The sequence below is a fragment of the Kitasatospora sp. NPDC001527 genome, from assembly GCF_040298605.1.
In the GTDB taxonomy this organism is placed as follows: domain Bacteria; phylum Actinomycetota; class Actinomycetes; order Streptomycetales; family Streptomycetaceae; genus Kitasatospora.
This window is the reverse complement of sequence record NZ_JBEPAM010000105.1, coordinates 1-5417: the sequence shown is the minus strand read 5'-3', so window position 1 is coordinate 5417 and position 5417 is coordinate 1. Positions and strand designations below refer to the sequence as shown.

Here is a 5417-nt window from a genome sequence, read left to right as displayed (position 1 = left end):
GAGAACGCGGATCCCGGGCGCTGACCTGTGCGGAGAACCGAACCGAGGTCGGCAGGGAGGTGGGAGGGAATGGGAGGGAGTCAGGCCTGGCTGGCCGGAGGTCCCTCGGCCGGGGCGGGCAGGACGTCCCGGCCCCACTCCAGCCCCCACCCCTCGATGAGGGTCCGGACCCCGACCTCGCCCAGTGACTCGGTCGCCCGCAGGAGGGCGAGGCGGCGTCCGGTGTGCCGGACGATGTGCCGGTACCAGGTCTCCGCCGGGATCACCGCGATCGGGACCAGGTCCTGCCCGTCGTCGGCCGCGATCTCCGCGTCCGTCCGCTCGTCCTGCTCGACCAGGCCGTCGAGCGTCCTGTTCAACGACTGGGTCCGGTAGTGCTTCCGGATGCCGTTCACGCCGAACTCCCGCTCGCGGTAGGCCGTGACGAACGGGCCGTCGGTCTCGCCGGTCTCCGCCAGTTCGGCGGCGGCCAGGTCGCCGAGCTGCAGCGGCGACATCCGCAGGTGCCCCCGGCCGTCCTTGAGGTCACCGCGCGCCAGCTCCAGCCCGATTCCGGCCCTGCCCTTGTCGCCGTCCTTGTACAGGTACCGGGCGGCCGCGTCCTGCTCGCCCGCGTTGATCGGGCGGACGTCGGTGCCGTGGCCCCGGCCCTCGCACGGGCAGCCGGGCCGGTCGCACGTCGTGCTGACCTCGTACCCGCCCGCGCCGAGCACGGCGTCCCGCCACATCTCCGCCAGGCGCCGGCGGAACCGCTCGAACTCCTCCTCCGTCAGAGGGCGGGAGGTCACCCAGAGGACGTGCCAGTGCAGGTGCCAGCCGGTGGCCGGGCCCCAGGTGTCCTCGAATGCGCGCTCGTAGCCGACGATGCCGAACTCGTCCCGCAGGCGCCGCCACGGGCGCCCGGCCGAGCCGAACGCACCGCGCCAGCTGTCGTGCAGGACTACGACCAGGCCGCCGCGCTGGCCCCGCCGCAGCGAGCCGTACTGCTGCCGCCCGTAGTGCCGCAGGACGTGCGAGCCGAGGTACAGCCCGTACCCGGCCTCGTGCAGCGCGTCCGCCGCCGCCTGGATGTTCTCCGCCCGGACGGCCAGAATTTTGGCCCCGCACCACGGGCACATGTGCACGCTGTGGCAGGTCCGCACCCCGCCGAACGACGCACCCCGCGAGCCGGTCAGCACCGTGGCGGCACCGCCGACCAACCCCCGGCCACAGCCGCAGAACGACGCGCCGACCGCGACCGTCTGGTGTTGCTCCCGCCGCTCGAACCGCGCGTCCCGACCGTCCCCCGGAACCCGTCCCGATTTGGGGTCCGCAGAGGCCCCAGACCCCCTCTGACCTGGGGTGGACGGAATCTTTCCCGTAGTACTAAAGCGCGCGACCGCTTTTGGTTCCGAGGTGCCGCCTCGACCCGCCGCCGGGGTGGCATCAGCCGCCGCGATCCGACGCCGCATCGTGCTCCGGCAGGACTCAGAGCAGTAGATCTTGACCCGCTTCCCGGGGGTTGCGGTCATCTCCGCCCCGCAGGTTGCGCAGGGCAGCACCCGAGGCGGGGCCTGAGGGGGCGTCAGAGCGTCGCTGGGGGCCGGGGTGGACTCACCGGCCCGAGGGGCACCTACGGGGCCCCTAGAGGGCGCCTGGAGCCGATCCGGCCCCGGCGTGACGCGCCTCACGGAGTGGGTGCGCGGGGGTACGTCGTCGCGTACGCTGGTCACTAGCGTTGAGTTCCGATCTGGTTTCGCAGCCGACTGGACTCGCCCGAGCGGCAGGGGGCCTAATCCCTGCCGCTCACGCATTTCTGGGGGACGATCATCCCTCACCCCATAGGTGGTCCGGGGACACAGACACACAGGAGGCCGGGACAGATGTCCCGGCCTCGTTGTTTTCGCAGGTCACGGCCCCTCAGGCGCCCGGCGCCACACCGAACACGCGTGCGATCGTGCGGCACGCGGCCACGTAGTCGGCCTGCCCCCGGGGCGTCGTCCGCTCCCGGGCGATCTGGGCCAGCAGGCTCTCGACCCCGATCGACCCGGGACCACCGGCGCTGAACAGGCTCGTGGTGACGTGCCACCGGATGACCTCGTCCGAGACCGAGTCGAACCCGGCCGCCAGGTCCCACATCCCGCAGGCGTTCCAGAGCCCGGCGAGCAGCTCGTTCCCGGACAGGTAGTAGGACATCCGGACCTCAGCGCGGGGGCACCCCTCGTGCGCGGCCTGCGACGCCGGGAGGGCCTCGCCCCACGCGGACAGCGCGGGTCCGACGGTGACGCCCCGGGTCGTGATGTGCATCCGGCCGGCCGCGTCCTCGACCTCGCGGTCGGGGTCGTAGGAGGTGGTTTCGATTCCTGCGAGCATCGTCATGATCAGTCCCTCGACTCTGGGGCAGGTCACAGCCCCGGTGCAGGTCAGCGCAATGCAGAGGGGGGAGGCCCCTCCGCCGCAGTTGCGTTGACGTATACGCTAACGGGACTTAGCGTATACGTCAACAACCTGGCGTATACGCTAACGACGAGAGAGGAGGGCACCCACCATGGCTCAATACGAGGAGATCGCCGCCGTTCTACGGGCGCGGATCGAGGACGGGACGTACCCCCCGGGCACAGCCCTGCCGATCATGCGTGAGATCGCCGCAGAGTGGGGCGTCTCCGACATCACGGTGCGGAAATCCGTTGGCCTGCTGGCCGCTGAGGGGCTGGTCGAGGGCCGGGGCCGCTCCGGGGTCTACGTCCTGACGCACCCCGACCGGGTCCGTCTCACCGTCCGGTCCCGGCAGGTCGAGCGCGACGAACTCGGCTACTACAGCGGCCAGGAGGTGCAGCACTGGCGGGCGCTGCCGTGGCCCGACGGCGAGCGAACCCGTCTCGCCGAGGCCGCGGTTCCGGCAGACGTCGCCGAGCTCCTGGGCGTCGAGGCCGGCATCGAACTCACCGTCCGCCGCCGCCTCATCGGCGACCCCGACCGCCAGGAGCACCGGCAGCTCGCCGACTCGTGGATCGCCCCGTGGATCCTGGAGGAGCTGCCCGTGCTCTCCGGCAGCACGGGCGCCGGCGGGATGTACGACCGGATCGAGGAGTGGGCGGGTCGTCCTCTCGCGTGGCGCGAGGAGGTGTCCGCGAGGATGCCCGCGCCCGACGAGGCGGACGCGCTCGCGATGCCTCGCGAGGGCGTGCCGCTGCTGCGGGTTGTGCGGGTCACCGTGCTCCCCGGCCGGGGCCGCCAGCCCGAGCGCGCGGTCGAGGTCCAGGACATCCGGATGTCCGCGACGCAGTTCGCGGTCGGCTATCCCGTTCCGCGTGGATCCACCGCGAAATGGCCGGTACGGCCCGCGACCAGCGACTACTACACCGCACTGGGGACCCCGACCTAGCCCACGTACGACCACAAATCGAGCCCGCTCCCGTGCTGTACGGGGCGGGCTCGTTTTCGTACAGGCTGCCCTCGAAACGGTCCGTTGCACGGGCGAAACGAGACCGGCCGGGTCTGAAACGCGAGCCCTCGCAGAGGGGTTAGCGAGGGCCGGGTACGGGTGCTCGCGAAACGCCGGACGGCGCTCGCGAAACGCCCACCGCGCTCCCGAAACCGGCGCCGTCGGGTCCGAAACGGCGGCGTCGAAAACTGTCTCTACTCACTCAAGAGGGGCGCCCCGGCGCCCCGGCCGGGCATGCGGCCTGGCGGCCGTTCCGGGCCGGGCGCCAGCCACCCGCCGCGTGCAACGGCGTGAGACCGGCACCGTGCAACGCGGTGAAATGGCGTGAGACTGAGCCCGGCGGTGAGACCGGCACGGTGAGACCTCGGTGAAACCGCGTGAGACCAGCGGCCCCGTGAAACCGGGCGCGGTGAGACCTCCATGAGAGCGCCAGCTCAGCTCACCGACATGCCTCCGGCGGGCCACCCTGCGGAGGGGGAGGCGGGCTCTGGATCGTGACTGCGGCGTGCGTCGTGGTGCTGGCTCGACCCGGCCGGGGGCTCCCTCGATGGACGGCACCGGAGGCCAGCACACCGCCACCGGGGGCGCCAGGTCGTTCGTCCAGTGGGGCGCTCCACCTGGCGCCCCCGGCGACGGCGCGCTCTGGGGCGAGCCCTGCCGCCCAACGAGGGAACCCCCGCCCAGCCCGACCCATGGGGAGGGCGGGCGGCCGGCCTCTCATCGGAACCCGCGCCGTCGGCCGGGTCGGAGGTCAGGCCGGGGTGTCGTTGCCCTGCGGCACCAGGAGGACCCTCGACCACCGCTGGTGGGCCGCCTGCCGGGAGACGCCGAGCGCACGGCCGATCGCGTCCCAGCTCTCCGTCGTGCGAGCGGCGGAGACGGACCGCTGCAGCACGGCCGTGCCCATTTTCTCGACCAGCGCGGCGGCGGCGGCTGCCGCCAGCGGCCGGCGCTCGGTCAGCTCAGCGAGCTGGCGCCGCAGGCCCGCGATCGCCTGTGCGACGTCCTCGGGGACCTGGTCGCCGAGCAGTCGGACGACGTGCGCGTCCCAGGCCCCGTACGGGCCGGTGCCATCGGCCGTGCCCTCGGCCACCTCGTGGTCGGCGACGTCGAGCGGGAACATCTCCCCGCGCCAGCCGCACTCGCACGCGGGCCGGATCGCGATGGCCCGGCGCCGGCCGTCGGCCCCGTCGTGCGTCCACCAGGCGCCGTCCGGCTCGGAGCCGTCGCCGAGCACCGCGACGGCCCGGCCCTCGTGACCGCCGATCTCCTCGTGCACCCACACCATGTCAAGACCTCCTGACGTAGACTCACCTACGTCAAGGATTCCTGACATGAGCCGCCACAGTCAAGAGGCCTTGACACTATCGAGTGAATGTCAAGAGTCCTTGACGTCACGGCGTCGGCGAGGGAACGGCGGCCCGGCCGGAACCGTGATTGCGCGGCAATCACCCCGGGTGATGTTCATGTTCATAATCACAGCCGGGTGGACACGGTCCCGGGGGATCCCATACACGCGCGTGCGACGCGCGCGCTCGACGGTTGTGAATCTGGTGACTGTGCGTCACGGCCGGGCCGGTCGCCACGTGCGCGTACGTGTGCGCGCACGTGGGGGTCCCGGATTCACGGACGCGGCGGTGATGGTGAGCGCGAGGAGTTACCGGACTACCGTCGCCGGATGAGCACTCCCCGCCGACCGCTGCACATCCGGACCGACCAACCAGCCGCGGGCGATCCGCCGGGATTGGCCGGCGCCCGTCGCCTGCCAATCGAGTCCGCGGTGCTCGACGGCGAGCGCCTGGTCGACGTCGAGCACCAGGACGTCGCCCCGGCCGAGCCCGGCCGGGGACGTCGACCGCTCGGTCCCGGGACCTCCCTCCCACCTCCCTCCCGACCCTGAGAACGCGGATCCCGGGCGCTGACCTGTGCGGAGAACCGAACCGAGGTCGGCAGGGAGGTGGGAGGGAATGGGAGGGAGTCAGGCCTGGCTGGC

Annotated in this window: 4 protein-coding genes; 1 reads left to right on the top strand and 3 read right to left on the bottom strand. The window is 72.3% G+C overall.

Annotated elements, in window-relative coordinates; all coding sequences use genetic code 11:
* Window positions 1–80: 80 nt before the first annotated feature.
* Window positions 81–1178, bottom strand: a complete 1098-nt coding sequence (locus ABT238_RS38435; protein ID WP_350807250.1) for a hypothetical protein — start codon at window positions 1176–1178, stop codon at window positions 81–83.
* A gap of 721 nt (window positions 1179–1899) precedes the next feature.
* Complete coding sequence (locus ABT238_RS38430) at window positions 1900–2358, bottom strand: hypothetical protein (RefSeq protein WP_350807247.1); 459 nt, start codon at window positions 2356–2358, stop codon at window positions 1900–1902.
* Between the two features lie 169 nt (window positions 2359–2527).
* On the opposite strand from ABT238_RS38430, the gene ABT238_RS38425 reads away from it, so the two are divergent.
* Complete coding sequence (locus ABT238_RS38425; protein WP_350807243.1) at window positions 2528–3364, top strand: GntR family transcriptional regulator; 837 nt, start codon at window positions 2528–2530, stop codon at window positions 3362–3364.
* 811 nt (window positions 3365–4175) lie between these two features.
* Here the strand turns inward: ABT238_RS38425 and ABT238_RS38420 are convergent.
* Complete coding sequence (locus ABT238_RS38420) at window positions 4176–4712, bottom strand: hypothetical protein (protein WP_350807238.1); 537 nt, start codon at window positions 4710–4712, stop codon at window positions 4176–4178.
* Window positions 4713–5417 lie beyond the last annotated feature (705 nt).